Source organism: Cyanobium sp. ATX 6F1 (genome assembly GCF_024346315.1).
Lineage (GTDB): Bacteria > Cyanobacteriota > Cyanobacteriia > PCC-6307 > Cyanobiaceae > ATX-6F1.
On the sequence record NZ_JAGQCS010000003.1, the window covers coordinates 268,464 to 292,691 of the forward strand.

Consider the following 24,228-nt stretch of genomic DNA (forward strand, 5'->3'; position numbering starts at 1 on the left):
GTTTGACCACCACCCCCACAAAGCCTGAGGCGGGGGGGCCACTGATTCCATCGGGGTCGCCCGCTGATCAACGGTTGAAGCGCTGGGCGGCCTCAAATTGCTTGAGGGCTTCGGCCGAGCCCGCGAAGCGCCAGTGCCAGGGCTCATAGCTCACCCCCTGGCGGTTCTGACGTGGGAAGGAAAGCTGGAAGTGGTGGCGGTTGGCGTTCTTCACCAGCCAGGCGAACGCCCTGGTTTGGTCGAAGCTCTCGGAGAGGTTGGTCTGGGGCCGGCTGCCATCGCCCAGATCGACGGCATAGCCGGTGCTGTGTTCGGAGAAGCCAGGCGGTGCGCTCACCTGGGCTCGCTCCTCGGCGCTCTGGTTGCGCTCAGCCTTCACATCGAAAAACAGGTGCTGTTGAAGCGCAACCGAGCGGAAGGCACTGAGCAGCCGCAGATCAATGCCCGAGGCGGCCGCCTCCTGAAGCAGTTCCCTCAGGGCGACCGCAGCCTCGCGGCGCAGGGTCAGTCCGGGCGCCACCTCGATCAGATCAGCGGCCTTGGCCTCGGGATAGGGGAAGTGACCTAACAGGCGACCGTCGAGCCCCTGACGGACCGCCAACCCCTTCACCGGTGGCGGCCCAAGCAACCGCCTCAGCGGTTCAGGGAACACCACCACCATCACGGCCCCAAAGACCACAAGCACGACAGCGGTGCTGATCGCCCGTCGCCAGCCCCCCCGACGGCGCAGCGCCGGGCTGACCTTGCGCCGTGCCACGGGGATGTCATCGCGCGAGGCCGGTCGGGCCACGGCCCTCGTTTCAAGCTTTGAGGCGATCGTAAGGGTGAGTGACCAAACGCCCAGCAGCGGGGCCAGGAACGGTGTTAGCTTCCGGTCAACATCGTTCCAGCAGAGCAGGTTTCAAGATGTTGCGAGTGGCGGTGGTTGGTGGTGGCCCCAGCGGTTCATGTGCTGCGGAGGTGCTGGCCAAGGCTGGTATCAAAACCTGGCTGTTCGAGCGCAAGCTCGACAACGCCAAACCCTGTGGCGGCGCCATTCCGCTCTGCATGGTCTCGGAGTTCGACCTGCCTGAATCGATCATCGACCGCAAGGTCCGCCACATGAAGATGATTTCCCCCTCCAACCGCGAGGTGGACATCCATCTGGAGAACCAGGGCGAATACATCGGCATGTGCCGCCGGGAGGTGCTGGATGCCTTCCTGCGCAACCGTGCCGCCGACCTGGGGGCCCAGCTGGTGAACGGCCTGGTGCAATCGATCGACACCGGCAAGAACCGCCAGGGTCCCTACACCCTTCGCTATGCCGACTATTCAGCTGGCGGCGCCACAGGAGAGATCAAGACCCTTGAGGTGGATCTGATTGTCGGCGCCGATGGGGCCAACAGCCGCGTCGCCAAGGCCATGGATGCCGGCGACTACAACATGGCCATTGCCTTCCAGGAGCGCATTCGCCTGCCGAAGGAGGAAATGGCTCACTATGAAGATCTGGCCGAGATGTACGTCGGTACCGATGTGTCGCCTGATTTCTATGCCTGGGTGTTCCCCAAGTACGACCATGTGGCCGTGGGCACCGGGACCATGCAAAAAAATCAGTCCCTGATCAAGAGTCTGCAGAAGGGGATCCGCCAGCGGGCCAGCCGACGGCTGCTCAATGGTGAGGTGATCAAGGTGGAGGCCCATCCGATTCCCGAGCATCCCCGTCCCCGTCGTGTGGTGGGCCGCATGGCTCTGGTGGGTGATGCGGCGGGCTATGTGACCAAGAGTTCGGGCGAGGGTATTTATTTCGCCGCCAAGAGTGGCCGCATGTGCGCCGAGGAGATCGTGGCCGCCAGTGCCCAGGGCACGCGCATCCCCACGGATAAGGATCTCAAGGTCTACATCAAGAAGTGGGACAAGGCCTACGGCGCCACCTACAAGGTGCTGGAGATCCTCCAGAACGTTTTTTACAGCAACGATCCGGCTCGGGAAGCCTTTGTCGAGATGTGTGATGACAAGGACGTGCAGCGGCTCACCTTCGACAGCTACCTGTATAAGCGCGTGGTGCCCGTCAATCCCTGGCAGACGCTCAAGCTGACCCTGCTGACCATCGGCGCCTACCTGCGGGGCCAGGCCTTTGCGCCGGAGGGTTACAAGCCCGTGGCCAGCGCCGTGCGCTCCTCGGAGGAGGCCGAAGCGATCATGGTCTCCATGGCTGAAGCATCGAAGCCCGTCGTCAAGACGCCGGCCCCTTCGATGTCGTCGCCTGACGCGGAGTCCAAGGAGGAACGGGAGCCGGTTCTCGCTGCCAAGTGAGACTGAATCCCCTCCTTATGGTGGGGCTTTCTGAGGTCTGAACGCCTTTGATGAGAACTCATCAGTTCCCCAGACTGACGATCACAAGACTGCGTCAGCAGACTGTGAGAGCTTTTCTGTGACGGCTCACGAGGCTATAGACGAATGCCTTGAGCGTCAGCGTGAGGCCAAGAACCATGTCATCAGCTTGATGCATGCTCTGCCTGATGTTTTCGATGGATGCCATCCTCGATGAGGGAACAATGGTTCTGTCTGATTCTTTAGACTTTTCCAATGCCTTTTTGAGAGCTTGACGATGACGACCGCGGTGCTGTTCACGCTCATGCAGCCAGGCTTCTAGCATGGCTGTATTCAGATGTTTCCACAATTTTGATCCTATTCCTTGGATTCTGCAGGGCAAGTCTGCGCCAGAATCCTTGGCTACCTTCGTCGCCAGGTTTTCTTCAAGGCATTTGAATGGCTGTCATGGTCAACCTCAAGGAACGAAACCTGCAGCCCGAGTGGATGGATGATCCAGGAATCGATCCACTGGATCACGCCGAAGCCCTGCGGGGTCTCCAGCGCATCAATGGCCTCAGCCGTGCCGCCAGCAGTCTGTTCGCTCCGATTCGCGCCCTTGCCCGCCGCTTGCCCGATCGGCCACTGAGGGTTCTTGATCTTGCCTGCGGCGGTGGCGACAACACCCTGGCCCTCGCTGAGCTGGCCCGCCGTGAGGGGCTGAACATCCGTTTCGACGGCTGCGATCTCAGTGTGCAGGCCGTGGCGGTCGCCACAGGAAACGCCGTTGCCAGGGGACTGGAGGCGAATTTTTTCAAGGCCGACGCCCTCAGCGATCCGCTGCCAGGCGGCTACGACGTCCTGCTCTGCTCGCTGTTCCTCCACCATCTCGAGACCGACGACGCCGTAGGCCTGCTTCGGCGCATGGCCGCGGCAACCAGGCACCTGGTGCTCGTCAACGATCTGATCCGCAGTCCGCTGGGGTATGTGCTGGCCTGGTCGGCCTGTCGCCTGCTGAGCCGCTCCGCCATCGTCCATTACGACGGTCCTGTGTCGGTGCAGGGAGCGTTCCAAACCCAGGAGGTATCCGCCATGGCAATCCAGGCTGGCCTTGAGGGCGCCCTGGTGCGCCGCTGCTGGCCGGAGCGCTACCTGTTGCAGTGGAGCCAAAGCGATGCACCAGGACCGCAAGGATGAGTCGGCCCGACTGGGACGTGATCGTGCTCGGGGCCGGGCCCGCCGGTGCCCTCGCGGCCCGTCAGCTGGCGGCCCAGCGGCTGAGGGTGCTCCTGGTGGAGAAGCAGGCCTTTCCCCGCTGGAAGGTCTGCGGAACCTGCCTCAATGGCCACGCCCTCAAGACCCTTGAGAGCGCAGGGCTGGGCGATCTTCCCGCTCAACTGGGGGGCGTCAGGCTTGCGCGTCTGCGGCTCGCCCTGGGGGGGCGCAGCGCCGACCTCCCTTTGAGCGAGGGCCGTTCGCTTTCCCGCAGCCGTCTGGATCAGGCCCTGGTGGAGGAAGCCCAGGCCACGGGAGCCCAGCTGCTGCCTCAAACGGAGGCACTCGTGGCTGCTGCGTCTCCGGGCGCCCGCTCGGTGCAGCTGCGCTCCGCCCAGGGCCAGCGCAGCGTCACGGCTCGGGTGGTTCTCGTTGCAACGGGTCTGGCTGACCGTTGCCTTCAGCCGCCTGCTCCGATCCGCTCCCGGGTGAGCCCCAGCTCGAGGATCGGTGCTGGATGTGTGCTTGAGGCCGCCCCAAGCTCCTACACATCAGGCACGATCCATATGGCCGTGGGTCGCCATGGCTATGTCGGCGTGGTGCGCACGGAGAGCGGCCAGGTCAATCTGGCCGCTGCCTTCGAGAGAACTCACCTGAAAACCTGTGGTGGTCCAGCCGCCGCGGCCCGGCAGGTGCTGGAGGAGGCCGGATTCGAGCCCCTGCCCCTCGGCAGTGGTGGTCCCTGGCGCGTCACGGCAGCCCTGACCCGCAGCAGCACCCCCCTGGCGGCCGATCGCCTCATGGTTCTCGGCGACGCGGCGGGCTATGTCGAACCTTTCACTGGTGAAGGCATCGGCTGGGCGCTCAGCAGCGCCTTGGCGGTGGTGCCGCTGGTGCTTCAGGGTTTGAGCGACTGGGATCCCCGCCTCGAGCGCGACTGGGCCCATCGGCACGCGACCCTGATCGGACGAAGGCAGCGGCTCTGCCACACCCTCGCGTTTGCGCTGCGTCGTCCCCGGATCAGCCACGCCCTGCTGTTGGCCGCGACCCATCTGCCCATCCTGGTGACACCGGCCCTGAACCACCTCAATGGATCCTTCCACCGTCACGCGATCCCCTGAGCCCATGGCCCTGATGATTCGCGGACTCGGCACCGCACTGCCAGCCCATCACATCGCCCAGAGCGAGGCCTGCCGGATCGCCCAGACCGTCGCCACACCGGACCGTCCCGCCGCTCCCAGTGAGCTGAGGTTGCTGGAGGCGATTCATCGGCGTTCCGGCGTCGGCAGGAGGCACAGCGTGCTGCTCGAACCCGGCGAGGACGGCAGCGTCAGCCAGCAGTCGTTCTTTGGATCCACCAGCCCGAGCACAGGCGAGCGCATGGAGCGCTACGGGCGCGAGAGCGAGCCCCTGGCCCTGGCGGCGGTGCGCCGCTGCCTGGAGCAGGCCGAACTCCCATCCACGGGGATCACCCACCTGGTCACCGTGTCCTGCACCGGTTTCCAGGCGCCCGGCTTTGATCTGGCCCTGATGCGGGAGCTGCCACTGGCCCCTGAGGTGGCCCGCACCCATGTGGGCTTCATGGGTTGCCACGGCACGCTCAACGCCCTGAGGGTCGCGGCTGGATTCATCGGCGCTGATCCTGGGGCCTGCGCGCTGATCTGTGCCGTCGAACTGTGCACCTTGCACCTCCAGTACGGCTGGCATCCCGAGCGGATCGTCGCCAATGCCCTGTTCGCCGACGGCGCCGCGGCCCTGATTGCCACGGGCGCCAAGGAAATGCCCACAGGGTTCCAGCGTCTGATCGCCAGTGGTTCGCTGCTCATTCCCGATAGCCAGGGGGCGATGTCCTGGAGCATCGAGGATCACGGCTTTGTGATGACGCTTTCCGCCAAGGTGCCGGCCCTGATCGCTGAACATCTGCGGCCCTGGCTGCAGGACTGGCTCTCCCGCCAGGGGCAGAGCCTCGAAACGATTGGTTCCTGGGCGGTGCACCCCGGTGGGCCGCGCATCCTCTCGGCGGTGACGGAGGCCCTGGATCTCGCTCCCAAGCTGATCGAGCCCTCCAGATCCGTGCTGAAGAGCTGCGGCAACATGTCTTCGGCCACCATCCTGTTCATCCTCGAGCGCCTGCGGCAGGAGCAGGCCCCCGGCCCTTGCCTGGCCATGGCCTTCGGCCCGGGCCTGTGCGTGGAGGTGGCCCTGCTCAGCTGAGCGCCCCCGCAACGACCCAGACGGGCCAGGTTCAGCCCGCCAGACGGCTGAAGTCCGCGAGCACGGAGGCCTGGTTGCGCAGCACCGCCAACAGGTTCAGGCGGTTGGTGCGCACGGCGGGATCGTCGCTCATCACCATCACGCTGGTGTCGCCATCGAAGAAGGCCGCCAGGGCCGCCGCCCCATCGGCCAGATTAGCCGCCAGCTGCCGGTAGCGGTCGCTGCCCATGGCGCGGCCCGAAGGGGCGGCCGTGGGCTGAAGTCCCACCAGCACATCCAGCACGCCCTGCTCGCTGACGGATTCGAACAGGGCGGGATCCACCACACCCTCGGGGCTGAGCACATCGCTGGCCAGGCTGGCCTTCTCCGCCAGCCGCGAGGCCCGCTGCACCACGGCCTGCACCGCCGCCAGCCGTCCCTCCAGCCGCAGTTCCGCCAGCAGGCGGACGCGGCCGAGGGCATCGCTCGGGTTGGTGAGGAGCCGATTCAGCGGCACGGTCTCCCCCGCCACCGCCTGCACCAGATCGGGGGCGAAGCCCTGCTCCTCCAGCAGGCTCAGGAGCCGCTGACGCAGGAATCGGCTCAGCTCGCCGCTGAGGGCCCCCGCCTCCACAGCAAAGGCCGGGAAGAGGTCGTGCCAGTGGGCGCAGGCGCGACGGAGCATGGCACCCAGATCCAAAGCCCAGCCTCGCTCCCAAAGAATCTGCAGCAGCCCGTTGCCGGCACGTCGCAGGGCATAGGGATCGGAGGAACCCGTGGGCCGCTCCCCCTTGGCGTAGATGCTCAGCAGCAGCTCCAGGCGCTCGGCCATGGCCACCACCGCCCCAGCGGCCGAGCTCGGCAGGTCATCGCCGGCACCCCGTGGCAGGTAATGCTCCAGCACCGCCAGGGCCACCTCCCGCGGCTCCCCTTCGGCGAGCAGCAACTTGGCGCCGATCACCCCCTGCAATTCGGGGAATTCACCCACCAGCTGGCTGACCAGATCGTGCTTGCACAGCTGGGCCGCCCGCCGTGCATGGGCGCAGACGTCGCCCTCCAGGGGCAGGGCTTCGAGCAACAGCTCCGTGAGCCACTCCAGGCGCCGGGAGCGATCGAGCAGGCTGCCCAGGCCTTCGGCGAAGGTCACCCGATCGAGTTCATCCAGGCGGCGCTCACTGCTCAAGCTGCGGTCGGAGCGCAGGAAGAATTCGGCATCGGCGAGCCGGGCCTTGAGCACCCGCTCGTTGCCGCGCCTCACGGTGCTGGCGGCTGATTCCAGGCCATTGCCGATGCAGAGAAAGCTCGGCAGCAGCCGCCCCTCGGCGCTGAGGGCCAGGGGATCGCTGGGCGCCTCGGCATGGATCAGGGGCACGTAGCGCTGGTGCAGACGCATCACCGTGGAGAGCACCTCCGGCGGCAGGGCCAGGTAGCGCTCGGCGATGCTGCCCTCAATCAGTCTGGGGGACTCCACCAGATCGACCAGCTCATCGAACAGTTCGCTGGGCAGGTCAAGGCGGGCGCCACGCTCCTCGGCGGCCTGCTCCAGCGCCTGACGGATCCAGCGCGCACGTTCGAGCCGATCCACCTGCACCCCCGCCGCCGCCAGCGAGCTGGCGTAGGACTCGGCGTGCTCCAGGGGAACGCTCTCGGCCAGCAGCCGATGGCCACGGCTGTGGCGGGTGCTCCTGAGCGGAGGATCACTGCCCTCGAGCTGGAATTCGAGCAAGGTCGCATCGAGCAGGGCCACCAGCCAGCGCACCGGGCGGCTGAAGCGGATCTCCCCTTCGCCCCAGCGCATGAAGCGGCGCCCCTGCAGATCCGTGATCCAGCTGGGGATGCGCTCCACCAGCAACTCAGCGCTGGGGAGTCCGATCGAGCGCTGGCGGGCGAACACGAAGGCACCTTTGGGGGTCTCGCGAATCTCCAGCTCGGAGGTTTCGATGCCGCAGCGGCGAGCGAAGCCGATGGCCGCCTGAGTGGGCTCGCCATTGACGATCGCCTGGGCCAGCGGTGGTCCCTTGCGTTCCTCCAGCAGATCCTCCTGGCCCGCCGGCAACCCCTCCACCTGCACCGCCAGTCGCCGGGGTGTGCCCAGGCTGCGCAGGCTCCCATGGGCGAGCCGCAGTTCGTTCAGGTCGCGGCGAACAGCCGCCTCCAGCTGGGGCAAGGCGAGACGAACAAAATCCGCCGGAAGTTCCTCGGTGCCGATTTCCAGCAGGAAGGTGGCCACGAAAGCAGGTCTCAGCAGCCCACGACTGTATTGAACAACGTTGCTGGCACCGTCCATTCGCTACGGTCGACGCCTTCGGGTGAGTTGCCGTGACCGTCACCTCTGAGCCGACCAAGGCTCCGAGCAAGTTCGAACGCCTCAAGGCGGAAAGCGGACACCTGCGCGAACCGATGGCGAGCGAACTGACCAACACGAGTCAGCATTTCACCGAGCCGGCCGTTCAGATCCTCAAGTTCCACGGCAGTTATCAGCAGGACAACCGCGACAACCGCCAGAAGGGCAAGGAAAAGGACTGGCAGATGATGCTGCGGCTGCGCAGCCCCGGTGGCCGCATCCCTGTGCCGCTCTATCTGGCCATCGATGAACTCTCTGACCGGCTCGGCAACGGCACCTTGCGGGCCACCACCCGTCAGACCTTTCAGATGCATGGCATCGCCAAGGGTGACCTCAAGGAGGTGATCGCCACCATCCTGCGCCACATGGGCTCCACCCTGGCCACCTGCGGTGACATCAACCGCAATGTGATGGCCCCGGCCGCTCCGTTCGAGGGCGGTGGTTATCCGGCCGCCCGCCAGTTGGCTGAGCGCATCAACGACCTCCTCTTGCCCCAGGCGGCCGAGGGGGCCTACCTCGACATCTGGCTCGACGGTGAGCTCAGCCACCGCATCAAGCCCACTGCTGGGATTCGCAAGCTGCGCACGAGCCCGGCTCAAGGACCCGTGTTCAGCGGCGATGGGGCCGAACCCATCTACGGCGACACCTACCTGCCGCGCAAGTTCAAGATCGCCGTCACCGTTCCAGGCGACAACTCCGTCGACCTGCTCACCCAGGACATCGGACTGGTGGCCTTCAGCGACACCAAGGGGCGTCTCAAGGGTTGCAACGTCTATGTCGGTGGCGGCATGGGCCGTACCCACAACAAGGAGGAAACCTTCGCCCGAATCGCCGATCCGCTCGGTTATGTGGCCGCCGCCGATGTGCTGCCTCTGTTGCAGTCGATCGTGGCCCTGCAACGGGACCACGGTGATCGGGAGCAGCGCCGACATGCCCGCATGAAGTACCTGATCCACGACCGCGGCATCGACTGGTTCCGCCTCGAGCTGGGGCGCTACTTCAGCTCCACCCTGCTGCCGCTGAAGGCTGAGCCGAAACGCAAGCTCGTGGACTACCTGGGCTGGCACCGCCAGGGCAACGGCCTCTGGTTCGTGGGCCTGCCCGTGCTCAGCGGCCGCCTGCAGGGCGAGCTCAAGCGCGGCCTGCGTGATCTGATCGCCACCTACCAACTGGATGTGCGGCTGACACCCAACCAGGATCTGCTTCTCTGCAACATCGCCAGCAGCCAGCGCAGCAGCGTGCGCACCGCCCTCGAGGCGCTTGGCTTTGCCCGCCCAGAGGCGCCGCCGCCCCTGGCACGCCATGCCCTCGCTTGCCCGGCCCTGCCCAATTGCGGGCTGGCGGTGACGGAAGCCGAGCGGATCTTGCCGAATGTGCTTGATCGTCTGGACCGCCAGCTGAAACGCCTTGGGATCGATCGTTCCGTGCTCGTGCGTGTCACGGGCTGCCCGAACGGCTGCGCCAGGCCCTACATGGCGGAGATCGGCTTGGTGGGTACCGCTGACGGGGATTACCAGCTCTGGCTGGGGGGAAGTCCTGGACTCACCAGATTGGCCGAGCCATACATTTTCAGGATGCCCCTGGTGGTGCTCGAACCGATCCTCGAGCCCCTGTTCCTCGCTTGGCAGTCCACGGGCCTGGGCACAAGCTTCGGAGACTTCGTGACCCGGCTGGGCAACGATGAGGTCTGGAAGCTGCTCAACCAGGGGGATGCCGCCTCCTTGCCGGCGCGTCCATGAGTGCGCTGCTGGCGCTGGCAGCGGCGGCCCTGCTGGCCCAGCGGCCGATGCCCCCGCAGCCACAATCCCCCACCAGGTATTACCAGCCGGATCAACAGGCCTGCAAGCCAGAGCAGTTGCTGGCGGGCTACCGCCAGGGGCTGGGTGCCTACGCCGATCAACCGCCCGCGGTACTGGAGCAGTTGAGCGCACTGCAGCGCCAGATCACGGCCCGCAGCCTCAAGGTCTGCCTGGAGAAGGGCCTGCTCAAAGCTGATCAGGTGGAGCGCCTGAGGGAAACCATGGGCTTGACGGTGCCAGCAGCGGCTCCCCTGCCGTCTGATTCACCTGTGCTGGCAACCCCCCAGCCGGCACCGCTCGTGCCGTCAGCCTCCAGACCAACAGCGCCCAAGCCAATGGCGGTCACGCCAGCAGCGGTCAAACCAGCCACCACGACACCCAGATCGGGCCCTGGCTCGAGCCCCAAACCGTCCGCCTTCGATATGTCGCCGATCGAACGGAACCCAGCTCGGATCTCCCCGATCGAGCCGAAGGCTCAGGATGATCCCTCCTCGCCCAGGTAGCGGCCGTAGCAGGCGGCATCGGCCCCCGAGAGCCACGCCCAGAGCTGATCGCCATGGCTGAAATGCCACCACTCGTTCGGGTGACGGCGAAAGCCCGCTGAGACCATCACCTCAAGGAGCAACTGACGCCGGCCGTGCCAGAGGGCGGCCTCAGCTTCAGGGTTCGAAGCGGCGGCCTCAGCGAAGTGGTCAGGTTCCGATACGGCCCCGATGGCGTCGATGGGGGAGCCCAGATTCAACGGCAGCCCCTGGGCATCGGCCAGGGTGAGGTCCACTGCGGCGCCGGTGCTGTGGGGTGGCGGCGTGGCGGGATCAAGGCTTGGCGGCGCCCAGAAGCGGGCCACCTCCAGCTCGATCGCCAAGCGTGCCGGGGTGGGCTGGCCGGTATCGACTCCCCGCTCTTGGCAGGTGCTGGCCACGGCGTGATCGACCATGAAGGCCTGCACGGCCACCGGACGCCAGCCATCGAAGATCGCCAGGCGCAGCCCCGGGGCGAGGGCTTCAAGAGTCGACTGAGCCTGCACCAGCCTGTTCACCACCGCCCGGCGAAGTCGAAACGGGGAGGCTCCAGGACCGTAGGGGGCCCCCAGGACCTGGTAGGGATGGGGTTCGATCCGCAGCAGCACCGCCGGGATCTCCTGCAGCGGATCCTGCCGCTCCTGGATCGGAATGGCGCTCCAGGGCCTAGGTGGCGCCATGACAACGGTGCACGACTGGGCCCATTGAAGCGGCCTTGCCGCCCTAATTGAGCTGGGCGGCTTCGCTGCTGCGCTGGCGCTGCTCGGCCAGGGCCTGGGCCAGGGCGGGATGGCGCTCCAGGGTTGGGTCCTCCGCCAGCAGGCGCCGGGCGGCCTCGCGGGCCTGCTCAAGCACCGCTCCGTCATCGCACAGGCTGGCCAGGGCCAGATCCGGCAGCCCCGACTGGCGCGTGCCCAGCACCTGGCCGGGGCCCCGCAGGCGCAGATCCATCTCGGCGATCTCAAAGCCATCGCCACTGCGCACCAACACCTCCAGGCGCTGGCGGGCGCCAGCGTTGCTGCTGTCGTCGATCAGCAGGCAGTGGGAGGCCGCCGCCCCCCGCCCCACTCGACCGCGCAGCTGGTGCAGCTGAGAGAGGCCGAAGCGCTCGGCATGGTCAATCACCATCACGCTGGCCTCCGGCACATCCACCCCCACTTCCACCACCGTGGTGGAGACCAGTACATCGGTTTCGCCGCGCGCGAAGGCTCCGATCGCCGCCTGCTTGTCGGCGCTGCTCAGACGCCCATGGAGCAGACCCACCCGCAACTCGGGGAACACCTGCTCCTGCAGCTGGGCATGGACCTCGATGGCCGAGAGCAGGTCGAGTTTTTCCGATTCCTCCACGAGCGGCAGCACGACGTAGGCCCGTTGGCCTGAGCGCACCTGTGCGCGGATCAGTTCGTAGGCTTCGCTGCGACCCCCGGGCCGCAGCAGACGGGTTTGGATCGGCGTGCGGCCGGGGGGCAATTCATCGATCTGGCTTACATCCAGATCCCCGTGAATCGAGAGCGCCAGGGTGCGGGGAATCGGTGTGGCAGTCATGGTCAGCAGATGGGGTTGCAGGCCCTTGGCCAGCAGGCGGTTGCGCTGGCGCACGCCGAAGCGATGCTGCTCATCGACCACCACCAGAGCCAGCTGATCGAAGCGAACGGGATCCTCCAGCAGGGCGTGGGTTCCCACCAGCAGGCGCAGGCTGCCGTTCTCCAGGTCTTGCAACAGGGCCCGCCGACGGGGCTGGGGGGTGGATCCGGTGAGCAGCGCCACGGTCACGTGCAGCTGGGGCATCCACTCGCAGAGCTTGTTGTAATGCTGCTCCGCCAGCACTTCCGTCGGTGCCATCAGAGCCCCCTGGTGACCGGCCTCCACGGCGGTCAGCAGCGCGGCGACCGCCACAACGGTCTTGCCGCTGCCCACATCCCCCTGGACCAGACGAGCCATGGGCTGGGGCCGCGAAAGATCGGCGCGGATTTCCGCCAGCACCCGCCGCTGGGCCCCCGTCAGGGCAAAGGGCAGCAGGTCCAGGTACCGGCGCACCAGACCGCCCTCGCCGGCCGGCAGGACCAGGGGTGGGGCCGGGCGGCTGGTGAGCTCCTGGCGGCGGCGGAGCAGGCCGAGCTGCAACAGCAGAAATTCATCAAACACCAGGCGTCGACGGCTGGCGCTCAGCTGCTCGGCGTCGCTGGGCCCGTGGATCTGGAGGAGGGCCGCAGGCAGATCCATGAGCCCCTCTTGTTGGAGCAGCCCCCTGGGCACCGGATCCCCCCAGCTCTTCACGGCCGGTAACAGCGACTGGATCGCCTGGCGCAGCCGGTCTGCTCCTAAACCCTCGGTGAGCCCGTAGACCGGCAACAGGCGGCCGATGCGCTCCGAACGCACGGGTGCCTTGGCGCTCTCGAGCACTTCGATCAGGGGATCCTGCAGGCTCAGGCCGTAGGGGCCTTCCTTGACCAATCCGCTGACCGCCACCAGAGCACCCGGCGGAAACTGCCGCTCCTGGCTTTTGAGCCAGCCCAGAGCGCTGAAGCGCCGGCCGGCAAAGAAGCGCGACACCTTGAGCCTGCCGGTGATGTCCTGGAGCTGAAGCTCCTGGATCGAGAGGTTGGGATTGCGGGGGCTGTTGAAGACATGGCAGCGACGCACCGTCGCCACCACCGTGGCGGTCTGACCCGCCACGAGGTCACCGATGCGCAGCAGGTTGGAATAGTCGAGGTAGTCGCGGGGGTAGTAGCGCACCAGGTCGCGGGCCACCAACAATCCCAGGGCCGCCAGACGGGTGGCTGTGCGTGGGCCGATGCCCTTGATCTCCGCCAACGGGGTGTCAGCAGCGATCGTTGCACCACTGGCGGCAGGCTCAGCGCCGCTGGACCCTGGACTGGAGGCTTCAGGGCGAAGGCGCAGCCTGGGCGGTCCGATCGTCTGGGGTGGGTGCAGGGCCTGGCGAAGCTGGTGCAGGCGCTCACGGCACTGGCGCACCAGGTTCTGGCGGCGGCCCAGGGGCAGGTTGGCGTAAGCGCCAAACCCCTCCGCCAGGGCCATGAGATTGTCCTGGGCACCGGCGGGGAACCCCCCCGGCGGTTGTTGGCAGCTGCGGGCCAGAAAGTCGCTGAACCGTTCCCGGCGACCGGTGAGATCGGCGAAGCCCCGCTCCGCCTCCAGCTCCAGGGAGCGTTGCAGCGCAAGGAACCAGGCCTCCTGCTCAGCGGTTGGACCGCTCAGGGCTGGGGGGGATTCACCTGGTTGTCGTCCTGCAACCACTGCTGTTCGGCTTCGAGGGCCTGCAGCCGCCGCTGCCAATGGCGGTGCTGCTGGGCCATTTTGCGCAACTCCTGGCGTTGCTGCTCGAGGCGCTTGCGACAGGTGCGCAAGGGCGGGAGGGCGAATTCCAGATCACCGCAGCGCAGCAGCAGCCCCAGGGTCTCCATTTGCATCCCCCCGACGGTGGAGGCGAAGGGCAGTTGCAGCCGCAGCAGGTTGGCGGGGGCGGGCTGGGGATCGATCTGACCCTGCAGCACCGCCTCCAGCAGGTTCACCGGCATCAGGCTTCGGGTGAGCCTCAGGCGCAGCAAATCCACATTCAGGCCGTGGGAGAGGTTGCGCAGCCTCCGTTGCAGGGCCAGGTCGAGGGCCAGCCACCAGCCCAGAAGCTGCATCGGATCGGTGGGCAGCAGCGGATGATCAGCGAGTTGATCCCCAGGGCGACTCGACGCCCCATCGCCAGGGCGATCGAGCCCGGAACGCTCCTCCTGGGGCGGGCGGCCCATGGTTTCCGCCGCGAGGCTGAACATTGACTGCAGCAGCTTCAGCTCGGGGTTGCGATCGGAGCCCCTGGGGCGTGCGCCCGATCGATCCGTTGCAGCGTGGGCGCTCCAGAACCTGGTGCCAGGGTCCCAGGCGCCCTCGTCCAGCTCGTCTTCTTCGGATTCATCAGCTTCGCCAGCTTCACCATCAACGCCGCCAGCTGGGGAGTCTTCGAGCTCGAAACGCTGCTGATCGACGTGCTCGCTGTTGCCATCAGCGCTGCCGAAGACTGCGTGATCGTCGAACGTTTCCTGCTCGTCGCTCAGCTCGTCATCCTCCCCGTCCGCCTCGAGTTCTTGCTCAGGCGCCCTGTCCCCCGCCATCGCCCCGGGGGGGAAGAGTCCCTCCAGGCCCGTGGTGAATGGCGCGGAACGCCCCAAGCCCGCCAATCCGGCCAATCCCTCGCTGAACAACTCCGCCGAGAGGGGCAGGTCCATACCCAGTTGCACCGATCCCTCCGGCAATTCCTCGCCGGCCGTTCCATCCGTGGCCTGCAGCGCCGCCAGGATCGAGTCCTGCCGCTCCTGGCGCTGGCGACGGTGCTCCTGCTGCATCTGCTGGCCGAGCACGCAGAGCTGCTCGATCGTGAGCAGGGAGCCGCAACGTTGGACCAGCTGCCCCAGACGCCGGTGTAGCTCCGAGCGTTCAGCGGCGCTGATCTGGGCGTAACGCTCAGGATGCACCTGGGTGGCCAGATGGAAACAGGCCTGCTGCACCTGATGCAGCAGGCCCTTGCGCAACACCTGGAGGTAGAGGGCCCACTGGCGATAGAGCTCTGGGCGGAGCCTCTCGACCCGCTCCTGGATCAGACCCAGCTGACGCTGGGCCTCGTTCAGTGGCTGACTGGTGACGTTCAGGCGGCCTTTCCGCTCAGGGCCGCGACTTCGGAGACGAAATCCGTGGAGGCCACTTCGATGCCCTCTCCGAGGGTGTAGCGGGTGAAGCGGCGCACCTGAATGTTCTCGCCGGTTTTGCCGGCGGCCTGCTTCACCATCTCGCCCACGGTGACGGCGCTGTCGCGGATGAACGGTTGATCGAGCAGGGCCAGCTCCTTGAGGCGCTTGCCGATCCGTCCCTCGACGATCTTGAGCTTCATCTCTTCCTTCTTGCCAGCCAGGTCATCGCGGCCCAGCTCGATCGCCTTCTCCCGCTCCGCCACCTCGGCGGGAATCTGGTCGGTGCTGACGTACTCCACATTGGGGCAGGCGGCGATCTGCATCGCGACGTTGCGCACCAGTTCCTGGAACAGCTCGCCCCTGGCGACGAAGTCGGTTTCGCAGTTGACCTCGACCAGCACCCCGACGCGGGCACCGGTGTGGATGTAACTGCCGACGGCACCCTCGGCGGCCGTGCGGCCGGACTTCTTCTCGGCGGTGGCGATGCCCTTCTGCCGCAGCCACTCGGTGGCCTTGGTGGTGTCGCCGCCGCTCTCGGTCAGCGCCTTCTTGCAATCCATCATCCCTGCGCCGGTCTTGTCGCGCAGTTCCTTGACAAGTTTCGCTGAGATCTCAGCCATGGGTAGGGGTTTGGGAGATTTATTGGGTGGGAATCGGCCCCCTGCCTCTGCGGGGGCCGAAGCCGTTGATTCGGCCGGGTTCAGCCTTCGTCGTCGTCGCCACGTTGGTCCTGGGCACCATGGCGACCCTCGTTGATCGCGTCCGCCAGGCGCCCGAGCACCAGTTGCACCGAACGCACGGCGTCGTCGTTGCAGGGGATGGGCACGTCGGCCAGATCGGGGTCGCAGTTGGTGTCGAGCATCGACACCAAGGGGATGTCGAGCTTGCGGGCCTCGAGCACAGCGTTGGTTTCACGCCGTTGGTCCACCAGCACCACCACATCGGGCAGACGGCGCATGTTCTTGAGGCCGCCCAGGTACTTCTGGAGGCGTTCGAGCTCGCGGCGCAGCACGGCCGCTTCCTTCTTGGGCCTCAGGGCGATCGCGCCGGAGGACTCCATGCGCTCGAGGTCCTTGAGGCGGTCGATGCGGGCGCGCATCGTGCTCCAGTTGGTGAGCATGCCGCCCAGCCAACGCTGGTTCACGTAGGAGGCACCGCAGCGGGTGGCCTCCTGGGCGATCACCTCAGAGGCTTGCTTCTTTGTGCCGACAAACAGGAAACGCTTGCCGGAACGGGCCGCGCTGCGGGTCCATTTGTAGGCGTTGTTCATGCAGACGGCGGTCTGCACGAGGTCGATGATGTGAACTCCGTTGCGCGCGCAATAGATGTAGCGCGACATCTTGGGGTTCCAGCGGCGCGTTTGGTGCCCGAAGTGGGCACCCGCCTCCATCATTTCAGCGAGTGTGACAACAGCCATGGTTGGGGGGTTTCGGGTTCGCCTCCACCTGCCAGGGATCGTCGGGCCAAGGGCCCCGATCACCCGAAACACGCAGGTGTGCGGAATGTATGGGTACCCCTCAACCTATCAAACCGCCCGCAGCGCAGGCCCTCAGCGCAGGCCCTCGGCCCGGGCTTCCTGAAACAGGGCCCTCACGCCAAGGCGGTTGAGGGGCAGCCGCAGCAACTCCATGGCCAGGGCGTTATGGCCATGGCGGATCAACCAGCCCAACAGGGGACGCAGGCTGCGCTCATTGATCAGGCCCCCCAGGGTCAGGATCTCCCAGAGCAACCTGTGCAGCCAGGTGAACTGGATGATGAAGCGCACCCGGCGGGTGGGGTGCTTGCGGTAGAAGACCAGGCCCATCTTGGCCCGCTCCCGTTCCACCCTAATCAGGTCGCCCACCTGCTCAAGCCGCAGGGCCGGGTGCCAGTGGTACCCAACGGCCTCCGGGCAGCGCACCAGTTGCACCCCCTGGCGTCTGAGCCGCTCCCCCAATTCCAGGTCTTCCCAGCCGTAGAGCCGGAAGCCCAGATCGAACAGGCCGGTGCTCTCCAGCAAAGTCCGGTCGATGGCCACGTTGCCGGTGGCGAAGTAGGCCCAGGAGAGATCGCTGAGCTTGTGGGGTTCGGCGGTGGGGTTCTCGAAATTGCTGGTGTTGATCACCGCGCCGTAGGTGAAGCAGAGGCGGTTCCCCTGACGCTCCCAGGCCTTGCTCAGGGCGCCGGCGTGGGCCAGCAGGAAATCCGCTGTGACCACCAGATCGCTGTCGATGAAGACGATCACATCGCCCCTGGCATGGGCAACGCCGCGGTTGCGCCCCTCCGCCGGACCGCCATGGTCCTGCCGGATCAGGCGCACGTGGGGGAAGGCCGCCGCCTGCCGCTCTAGCCAGTCGATCGTGTCGTCGGTGGAGCCGTCGTCGACCAGCACCACCTCGTAGCTCTCGATTGGAGCCTTCAGGCGCTGCTGCTCGAGGGCCCGCAGGCACTTTTCAAGGATCGGCCTGCGGTTGTAGGTGGGAATGACGACGCTGATGTGCATGGCGGCGGACCGTAGCGGTCAAAAAAAGGGGACCCCTGCGGATCCCCAGCCATTGGATGGTTGACGTGAGGCCGAGGCTCAATCGGCGGCGCCACCGTTGTTGGCCGTTCCCGTGACACCGTTGCCGGCGCCTTCACCACGGCCGTCGTTGCGCAGCTTGCGCTTCTTGAACTTGCGCGCGTAGGCGCGGTTGCGCTCCTGCTTTTCTTTCTTGAGGTTCCTGCGCTTGGACATGCGACGCCTGAATGGGAAGGAGAAGAACTCTCAGCCTACTCAACCGGCCTGAAGGGCCATGGAGGAGAGCGTGAGCCGGCCATCCTCCATCTGCACCAGCCGATCCGCCACATCAAGGATGCGCGGGTCATGGGTGACCATCAGCACGGCGCAGCTCTGCTCCCGGGCCAGCCGACGCAGAAGTTCCACCACCTCGCGGCCCGTCTGTTTATCGAGTGCGGCGGTGGGCTCATCGGCCAGCAGCAACTGGGGGTGGGTCGCCAGGGCCCGGGCGATCGCCACCCGCTGCTTCTGCCCACCGGAGAGATCGTGGGGCAGTTTGCCCAGGTGATCCCCCAGGCCCACGGCCCGCAACCATTCCCGGGCCTGGTCGCGGCGGGCGCGATAGCTCAGACCCGGCAAGAGATCGGAGCCCATCTGCACGTTCTGCTCGGCGGTGAGCGAGCGCAGCAGGTTGTGTCCCTGGAAGATCATGCCGATGTGGCGCCGAAGCAGCTGGCGCTGGGAGCGACTGGAACCGTTGAGCTCCTGATCGAACACGCGCACCTGGCCCGCCTGCACCTGCCTGAGGGCCCCCACCAGGGTCAGCAGCGTTGTCTTGCCGCAGCCGGAGGGGCCTGTGAGCAGCACCACCTCACCGGCTTCGATGCGCAGATCAATCGACTGCAGCACCTGACGCTGGTTCACCCCCTCGCCAAACCAATGGCTCAACCCTTTGACATCGATGGCGGCAACCATGGCTCAGAAGATCTCCGCGGGATCGGCATCGCCCAGGCGGCGCATGGCCAGGGCGGCGGAGGCCATGCACATCAAAAGAATCATCGAGAACACGATCAGAGCCCGATCGTTCGCCATGGCCACCGGTAATTTCGTGGCGTTCTGGATCACGCCATAGAGCACCTGGCCGGCGCCGTAGGCGGGCAGATAGCCCAGCACCGCCAGCAGCAGGCCCTCCTGGGCCACCACCCCCAGCAGGCTCAGCAGGCTGTAGCCCATGGCCATCAAGGTGGCGTACTCGGGCAGGTGGTCGCTCACATCGGAATAGAGGATCTGATAGACGATCACGCAGCCCACCACGAAGCCCATGCCCGCTCCGAGGGTGAAGATGAAACCGATGGCGGTGCTGCTGCGCCAGTAGTCCATTTCCATCTGCATGAAGCCATCTTTCGTATAGATCGTCACGTCCTTGGGGAGTCGTTGACGCAGGCGCTTCTTAACCTGCTCGATATCCGCACCTTGGGTCAGTCGAACCAACCCCAATTCGATGCTGCCCGCCGGTGTGGAGGGCATCAGGCTGAGAAAGGTCTCATTGCTGGTCAAAACGTTGCCGTCGGCGCCGAAGGATGGACCCACGGACATCAGTTCAGCGACCCGCACCCGGTTGCCTGCCACTTCGCTCTCCACGGAGCGGCCTTCGTTGAACCAGGCTGCCACTGGGCCGAATTCCTCCCGGGAAAGGTCATCGAAGATCACCCGGCCCTTCTGGGTGAGGAGATGGGACTTGCGATTCAACGCCTCGTCAACGAAGACCGGATCGCCCGGTTCAATGCCAATCGCCAGGATTCCTCGGGTGTCCTTGGTCTTGGGGTTGCGCCAGAGCAGCTGCATCCAATGCACCGGCGAGATGCCTTCCACTTCAGGGTCCGCCAGGGTCTGCACCAGGCGCCGCTTGGGGAAGCCCGCCATCGAGATTGAGCTTTTGGTGCGCGGACTCATCAACACCAGGTCGGCATTGAAGATCTTGTGGACGGTGATGCTCGAATCAAACAGGGCGTCGCGGAAGCCCAGCTGCATGAACATCAAGATGCCCGCGAAACTGATCCCCGCCAGGGCCACCGCCAGACGCACGGGTTGGCGGGTCAGCAGCATCCACGACAACGGAATCCCGCGGCTTTGCCATAACCCTGTGATCCATGGGAACGGATTCACGGCTCGAAGCGGCTGATGGTCTTGAGACCGGCCAGGCTGCGCACCTTGGCCATGTCGGACGGATCCAGCTGAATGCGGACTTCGACCACCCGGGCGTCAGCATCACCGGTGGGGTCGGTGGAGACCACCACCCGTTGGCGGACCTGGGGGCTGATTCGCAACACCTTGCCGAGCAGAGCGCCATCGAAGCCACCGTTCTCGCTGGTGATGCGCACGCTCTGGCCCAGGCGCACCCGGTCGATGTCGCTTTCGTAGACCTCCGCCACCACCTCCATCCGCTCACTGGCTCCCAGTTCGAGGATGCCGTTGTCCCCGGGTCGCTCCCCCACCCGGGCCCGCAGCCGCAGCACGGTGCCGTCAATCGGTGCCCGCAGCACCGTGTTGATCAGATCGACATCGACCTTGGCCAGGCCGGCCTTGGCCTCATCGAGCTGACCCTTGAGCTCGATCAGTTTGAGCTCGCGGGCCTCCAGGTCGTCGGTGGAGGTGGCACCACCTCGGGCCAGCTGGCGGTAGCGCTGGGTTTCCCGCTGCAGGACGGCGTAGCGGGCGTTCAAGCTGGCTATGCGCGTGCGCAGCACCAGACGATCGGCCTGCAGGGTGGGGCCGTTGTCGAAGCGGGCGAGCAACTGGCCCGCCTGAACCGCTTCGCCTTCATCCACCAGCAGTTCGCTGATCCGAGGGCTGCCACCGAAGCCGGTCATCGGGGCCGCAAGCTTGCGCACATCGCCGGCGGGCTCCAGCCGGCCGAGGGCCGAGACCGATTCCCGTGCCTGGCGGGCAAGGGCAGCGGATCGCTGCTGGGCGGGGGTCGCGACCTTGGCAGCGACCGGCTTCTGCTGGGAGCGCCAAAGGCTGAAGGCCAGAACGGCCAGCAGGGCCAGGCCTCCGGCCATCAACCAGCGGCTTCGGGGCGGGCGCAGATCGCTCAGAGGGGCGCCGGATCGTCGAACAGGAGGTCTTCGATGTAGCGGTTCGCCCACTGGGGGTTGAACGCCTTCTCGAGCACCCGCCGGGTCTTGTCGTTGCGTTTCTGTTGCTGACAATAGTCCAGTTGAGCGCTATGTCTTGAAACGGTACCTGGATCATCCAGGGCCTGAGGCTCAGCCCTGCGGGTCGCGGCGGCCAGCACCTCCAGTAGCAGCATCACATCGTCGATGAACCACTGTTCCTCCTCGCCATTGCTCGGCCGCACGAAGCGCACGTAGGGGGAGAAGATCGTTCCCCAGGTGGGCAGCTCCCGGGGCTGCCTGTAGGGGCGGATGGGCATGGCCGCCAGGGCTGTCTCGATGGCGCTGGGGAGGCCGCCATCGAGGGGTGAGAGATCCGCAATGGCAGCGGAGACTCCGGCTGGGCCGGCCACGATGTCGGCACCGAAGACGGGCAGATCAAAGCGCGGATCGGGAAAAAACACGCAGTGGAGGATCTGCAGTCCGCCGCCCAGGCGGGCGGTTTCCAGGTGCAGCTTGCGCAGGCCCCGGCACTGGCGCAGCTCATTGCGGATGAACAGGCGCTCGCCATCGAGGCTGCCACTGATCGCCTCCAGGGCCGGATCGATCGCCAGGGGGGCCAGATCAGGCAGTCCCTCCCAATAGCTGCGAATGCGCTCGGCCAGGGCATCGACAAGCGGATGGATGCTCGAAGTCGGCGTCACCGTGGGGGGAAGGCCAGCAGAATGGTGATCCTGCCACGCTCCTACGGCCCATTGCCCCTGCCTGCCTCCCCCGCGCCGGCGGTTCCGGTCGCTGCGCTTCAACCTTCGATCACTCACCTGGCCAACGGCGTGCAGGTGGTGGAATTGGAGATGGCGGATGCTCCCGTGGTCTGCCTTGATTTCTGGTCCAAGGCGGGTAGCCGTCTGGAACGGCCCGGGGAATCAGGGCTGGCCCATTTCCTTGAGCACATGGTGTTCAAGGGCAGCCGCAGCCTCGGCCCAGGGGACTTTGACCGTCAGGTGGAATCGCTGGGGGGGAGCAGCAACGCCGCCACCGGCTTCGATGATGTGCACTATCACGTGCTGATCACGCCCGAAGGAGCGGCCGAAGCCCTGGATCTGCTGCTCGAGCTGGTGCTTGAACCACGGCTCGATGGCGACGATTTCGCGATGGAGCGCCAGGTGGTGCTCGAAGAGCTCAGCCAGAGCGAGGACCAGCCCGATGAGGTGGTGTTCCAGACCCTGCTCAGCCAGGCCTGCCCAGGCCATGCCTACGGGCGCGCGATCCTCGGCGAACGCGCCGCCCTGGAGGACCACCAGCCGGAGGCGATGGCCGCCTTCCACAGCCGTAACTATCGGGCTGATCGCTGCTGCCTGGCCCTGGCCGGACCCCTGATCGGTCTGGGCCTGGGCGAGCGCCTGGCGGCCGGCTCTCTTGCCAGGCTGAGCCGCGCTGCGGCCGAGCCGATTCCCGATGATCTGACTCTCGCGGTCGGCAGGTGCCACCTGGAGGTGCCGCGCCTGGAGGCGGCCCGCCTGTTGATGGCCTGGCAGCTGCCCCCCGCCCGGGATCACGAGGCGGTGATCGGCGGCGATCTGCTCACCACCTTGCTGGCCGAAGGCCGCCGCAGCCGCTTGGTGGCCCGGTTGCGGGAGGAGCTGCGGCTGGTGGAGAGCATCGATCTTGACCTCAACGTGCTGGAGGCCGGCAGCCTCGCCCTGCTGGAGGCGGTCTGCGAGAGCGAGCAGGTGGAGGCGGTGGAACTGGAAATTCACAAGGCGTGGCGGGAGTTGATGGAGCAGCCCCCTGAGCCCGCCGAATTCCTGCGCGCCCAGCGACTGGTGGCCAACGGCTACCGCTTCTCCCTGGAATCGAGCGGCTCGGTGGCGGGGCTGATCGGCAGCCACGCGCTCTGGGGACGTCCCCTGGAGCTGGAGCATCCGCTGGAGAGCCTTGAGCGGTGGACGCTGGAGCGCCTGCACAGCGAACTGGTGCCCCTGCTGAATCCCGATCGGGCCTTCACCCTGGTGGCCCTGCCCGCATGAGCGTCGAATATTTCGAGCTGCCCGGGGGGTGTCCGGTCTGGGTGCAACACCGAGCGGGACCCGCGATCGTCTCGGCGAAGTTGCTGATCCGGGGCGGCAGCAGCGGCGATCCCGCCGGCGGCCGGGGGCTCACCCAACTGCTGGCCGGGCTGCTGACCCGCGGCTGCGGGCCCCTCAGTGCCGAAGATCTGGCCGAACTGGTGGAAAGCCGCGGCGCCGGCCTCCGTTGTGAAGCCAATGAGGATGGTCTGCTGATCAGCCTCAAGTGCGCCAGCGCCGACAGCGCCGCCCTGCTGCCCCTGTTGTTGACCATGGTGCAGCGGCCCTGGTTGCGGCCCGACCAGGTGGAACTGGAGAGGGGGCTGAACCTGCAGGCCCTGCAGCGGCAGCGGGAGGACCCCTTTCAACTTGCCCATGATCAGTTGCGCCTGCAGCTCTACGGCACAGGCCCCTACGGCCATGACCCCCTCGGCATCGAGGGCGAACTGGAGGAGCTGGGGGTGGAGCAGCTGAGGCAACGGCTGCCGGATCTGGGCCGTGAGGGAGCGGTGCTGGTGATCTGCGGCCAGCCGAGCGAGCCGGTGCGAGCTCTGCTCGAGCCCCTGGAAACCGGAGAGCCCTGGAGCAGCTTTGCGCCCGGGCGGGTCGATGGACCTGGGGGTGAAGCGGGGGAGCGGCTGGCCCTGCTGGCCGATGAGACCGAACAACTGGTGCTGATGCTGGGGACCACCACGGTGCCCCTGGGTTCCGCCGACGCCTTGGCCCTGCGCCTGCTCCACTGTCACCTGGGAGTGGGCATGTCCAGTCGGTTGTTTGTCGCCCTGCGGGAGCGGCACGGCCTGGCCTACGACGTGGGGGTCCATGCCCCCGCCCGACGCGGGGCCGCCCCCTTCGTGTTCCACCTCTCCAGCTCCGCCGAGCGAGCGGAAGAGGCCACCACCCGGCTCCTGGATGAATGGCAGCGCCTGCTGGAGGTGCCCTTGAGCCTGGAAGAGTTGACCCTCGCCCAGGCCAAGTTCCGCGGCCAGGAGGCCCTGGGCCGCCAGACCTGCAGCCAGATCGCCGATCGCCACGCCCTGCTGCTCTCCCACGGCCTCGACTGGGACTACGCCGATGGCGCGCTGGTCCAAAGCCGCGAGCTCACCCCCGCCGATCTGCTCGCTGCCGCCCAACGCTGGCTGGGGGCACCGGCCCTCAGTCTCTGCGGGCCGGCCAAGGCTCTGGAAGCCGCCGCTGCCAGCTGGCGGCGGCACCCCCTCAGTTCGTAGCGGGCGCCGAGGGTGATGGGACCGCCACCAGTTGAGCCGTCTCCAGCAGAAAGGCACCCCGACGAAAACGCACCGCCAGCAGTCCCTTGGCTCGCACACCCACCACCTCGCCCACCTCCTCGCGATCGATCAGATCGGCGGGCCGCAGCATCGGCATCGGATCGGCGCTTTTGAGGTACGCCGGCACCACCACCAACTGCACCTGGTCGCCCACCGTGAAGGTCACCGTCTCGCCAGGGGAATCAGCCATGGGGGACTGGTTGCACCGTCTGTTCAG

General features: G+C 66.6%; 23 protein-coding genes. 8 read left to right on the plus strand and 15 right to left on the minus strand.

Going from position 1 to position 24,228, the window contains the following annotated elements; translation table 11 throughout:
• Positions 1 to 67: 67 nt before the first annotated feature.
• Positions 68 to 790 (minus strand): D-alanyl-D-alanine carboxypeptidase family protein, encoded by a 723-nt coding sequence (locus tag KBZ13_RS06500; protein WP_255007566.1) that lies wholly within the window; start codon positions 788 to 790, stop codon positions 68 to 70.
• A 116-nt stretch (positions 791 to 906) separates the two neighbouring features.
• Between KBZ13_RS06500 and chlP the strand changes: the two genes are divergently transcribed.
• A complete protein-coding gene (gene chlP, locus KBZ13_RS06505) occupies positions 907 to 2,292 on the plus strand; it encodes a geranylgeranyl reductase (RefSeq protein WP_255007567.1) in 1,386 nt (461 codons plus the stop codon).
• Positions 2,293 to 2,386: 94 nt separating this feature from the next.
• Here the strand turns inward: chlP and KBZ13_RS06510 are convergent, their stop codons facing one another.
• Complete coding sequence (locus KBZ13_RS06510; protein WP_255007569.1) at positions 2,387 to 2,635, minus strand: hypothetical protein; 249 nt, start codon at positions 2,633 to 2,635, stop codon at positions 2,387 to 2,389.
• A gap of 113 nt (positions 2,636 to 2,748) precedes the next feature.
• Between KBZ13_RS06510 and KBZ13_RS06515 the strand changes: the two genes are divergently transcribed.
• The 3 genes from KBZ13_RS06515 to KBZ13_RS06525 are packed head-to-tail and all read left to right on the plus strand — an operon-like array spanning position 2,749 to position 5,718.
• Complete coding sequence (locus KBZ13_RS06515; protein ID WP_255007570.1) at positions 2,749 to 3,486, plus strand: methyltransferase domain-containing protein; 738 nt, start codon at positions 2,749 to 2,751, stop codon at positions 3,484 to 3,486.
• Entirely contained in the window at positions 3,483 to 4,625 is a 1,143-nt protein-coding gene (locus KBZ13_RS06520) for an NAD(P)/FAD-dependent oxidoreductase (RefSeq protein ID WP_255007572.1), read from the plus strand. Before KBZ13_RS06515 ends, KBZ13_RS06520 begins: the two co-directional genes overlap by 4 nt.
• Positions 4,626 to 4,629: 4 nt before the next feature.
• On the plus strand, positions 4,630 to 5,718 hold the full coding sequence (locus tag KBZ13_RS06525) for a type III polyketide synthase (protein ID WP_255007574.1): 1,089 nt from the start codon (positions 4,630 to 4,632) through the stop codon (positions 5,716 to 5,718).
• A gap of 31 nt (positions 5,719 to 5,749) precedes the next feature.
• Here the strand turns inward: KBZ13_RS06525 and glyS are convergent, their stop codons facing one another.
• A complete protein-coding gene (gene glyS / locus KBZ13_RS06530; RefSeq protein ID WP_255007582.1) occupies positions 5,750 to 7,927 on the minus strand; it encodes a glycine--tRNA ligase subunit beta in 2,178 nt (725 codons plus the stop codon).
• 89 nt (positions 7,928 to 8,016) lie between these two features.
• On the opposite strand from glyS, the gene sir reads away from it, so the two are divergent.
• Together sir and KBZ13_RS06540 are read left to right on the plus strand one after the other, a co-directional pair.
• The gene (sir, locus tag KBZ13_RS06535; protein ID WP_255007584.1) at positions 8,017 to 9,780 is read left to right on the plus strand and encodes a sulfite reductase, ferredoxin dependent; all 1,764 of its coding nucleotides are present in this window, start codon (positions 8,017 to 8,019) and stop codon (positions 9,778 to 9,780) included.
• Complete coding sequence (locus tag KBZ13_RS06540; RefSeq protein WP_255007586.1) at positions 9,777 to 10,343, plus strand: hypothetical protein; 567 nt, start codon at positions 9,777 to 9,779, stop codon at positions 10,341 to 10,343. The genes sir and KBZ13_RS06540 overlap by 4 nt, the downstream gene beginning before the upstream one ends.
• Here the strand turns inward: KBZ13_RS06540 and KBZ13_RS06545 are convergent.
• The 11 genes from KBZ13_RS06545 to KBZ13_RS06595 all read right to left on the minus strand — a co-directional run bounded on the left by KBZ13_RS06545 (position 10,316) and on the right by KBZ13_RS06595 (position 21,357).
• Positions 10,316 to 11,041 (minus strand): M15 family metallopeptidase, encoded by a 726-nt coding sequence (locus KBZ13_RS06545; RefSeq protein WP_255007588.1) that lies wholly within the window; start codon positions 11,039 to 11,041, stop codon positions 10,316 to 10,318. The genes KBZ13_RS06540 and KBZ13_RS06545 overlap by 28 nt on opposite strands.
• A gap of 43 nt (positions 11,042 to 11,084) precedes the next feature.
• Positions 11,085 to 13,619: an ATP-dependent DNA helicase RecG gene (gene recG / locus KBZ13_RS06550; RefSeq protein ID WP_409995619.1), complete on the minus strand. Its 2,535-nt coding sequence runs from the start codon at positions 13,617 to 13,619 to the stop codon at positions 11,085 to 11,087.
• Positions 13,577 to 14,902 carry a hypothetical protein gene (locus KBZ13_RS06555; protein ID WP_255007590.1) on the minus strand — a complete coding sequence of 442 codons (1,326 nt, stop codon included), beginning with the start codon at positions 14,900 to 14,902 and terminating at the stop codon, positions 13,577 to 13,579. The genes recG and KBZ13_RS06555 overlap by 43 nt, the downstream gene beginning before the upstream one ends.
• A gap of 113 nt (positions 14,903 to 15,015) precedes the next feature.
• The gene (gene tsf, locus KBZ13_RS06560) at positions 15,016 to 15,678 is read right to left on the minus strand and encodes a translation elongation factor Ts (RefSeq protein ID WP_255007592.1); all 663 of its coding nucleotides are present in this window, start codon (positions 15,676 to 15,678) and stop codon (positions 15,016 to 15,018) included.
• Positions 15,679 to 15,758: 80 nt separating this feature from the next.
• On the minus strand, positions 15,759 to 16,475 hold the full coding sequence (rpsB, locus tag KBZ13_RS06565) for a 30S ribosomal protein S2 (RefSeq protein ID WP_255007594.1): 717 nt from the start codon (positions 16,473 to 16,475) through the stop codon (positions 15,759 to 15,761).
• A gap of 132 nt (positions 16,476 to 16,607) precedes the next feature.
• Positions 16,608 to 17,540 carry a glycosyltransferase family 2 protein gene (locus KBZ13_RS06570; protein ID WP_255007595.1) on the minus strand — a complete coding sequence of 311 codons (933 nt, stop codon included), beginning with the start codon at positions 17,538 to 17,540 and terminating at the stop codon, positions 16,608 to 16,610.
• A 78-nt stretch (positions 17,541 to 17,618) separates the two neighbouring features.
• The gene (locus KBZ13_RS06575) at positions 17,619 to 17,774 is read right to left on the minus strand and encodes a hypothetical protein (protein ID WP_011293689.1); all 156 of its coding nucleotides are present in this window, start codon (positions 17,772 to 17,774) and stop codon (positions 17,619 to 17,621) included.
• Positions 17,775 to 17,813: 39 nt separating this feature from the next.
• Positions 17,814 to 18,512 carry a DevA family ABC transporter ATP-binding protein gene (locus KBZ13_RS06580; RefSeq protein ID WP_255007597.1) on the minus strand — a complete coding sequence of 233 codons (699 nt, stop codon included), beginning with the start codon at positions 18,510 to 18,512 and terminating at the stop codon, positions 17,814 to 17,816.
• 3 nt (positions 18,513 to 18,515) lie between these two features.
• Positions 18,516 to 19,643, minus strand: coding sequence for an ABC transporter permease DevC (gene devC, locus KBZ13_RS06585; RefSeq protein WP_255007599.1), 1,128 nt, complete (start codon positions 19,641 to 19,643; stop codon positions 18,516 to 18,518).
• Between the two features lie 56 nt (positions 19,644 to 19,699).
• Positions 19,700 to 20,599, minus strand: coding sequence for an HlyD family efflux transporter periplasmic adaptor subunit (locus KBZ13_RS06590; RefSeq protein ID WP_255007601.1), 900 nt, complete (start codon positions 20,597 to 20,599; stop codon positions 19,700 to 19,702).
• A 32-nt stretch (positions 20,600 to 20,631) separates the two neighbouring features.
• The gene (locus tag KBZ13_RS06595) at positions 20,632 to 21,357 is read right to left on the minus strand and encodes a phycocyanobilin:ferredoxin oxidoreductase (protein WP_255007603.1); all 726 of its coding nucleotides are present in this window, start codon (positions 21,355 to 21,357) and stop codon (positions 20,632 to 20,634) included.
• 21 nt (positions 21,358 to 21,378) lie between these two features.
• Between KBZ13_RS06595 and KBZ13_RS06600 the strand changes: the two genes are divergently transcribed.
• The gene (locus tag KBZ13_RS06600) at positions 21,379 to 22,683 is read left to right on the plus strand and encodes a M16 family metallopeptidase (RefSeq protein WP_255007605.1); all 1,305 of its coding nucleotides are present in this window, start codon (positions 21,379 to 21,381) and stop codon (positions 22,681 to 22,683) included.
• The gene (locus tag KBZ13_RS06605; protein WP_255007606.1) at positions 22,680 to 23,951 is read left to right on the plus strand and encodes a M16 family metallopeptidase; all 1,272 of its coding nucleotides are present in this window, start codon (positions 22,680 to 22,682) and stop codon (positions 23,949 to 23,951) included. Before KBZ13_RS06600 ends, KBZ13_RS06605 begins: the two co-directional genes overlap by 4 nt.
• Here the strand turns inward: KBZ13_RS06605 and KBZ13_RS06610 are convergent.
• Positions 23,941 to 24,201: an NAD(P)H dehydrogenase assembly family protein gene (locus KBZ13_RS06610; protein ID WP_255007608.1), complete on the minus strand. Its 261-nt coding sequence runs from the start codon at positions 24,199 to 24,201 to the stop codon at positions 23,941 to 23,943. The genes KBZ13_RS06605 and KBZ13_RS06610 overlap by 11 nt on opposite strands.
• Positions 24,202 to 24,228 lie beyond the last annotated feature (27 nt).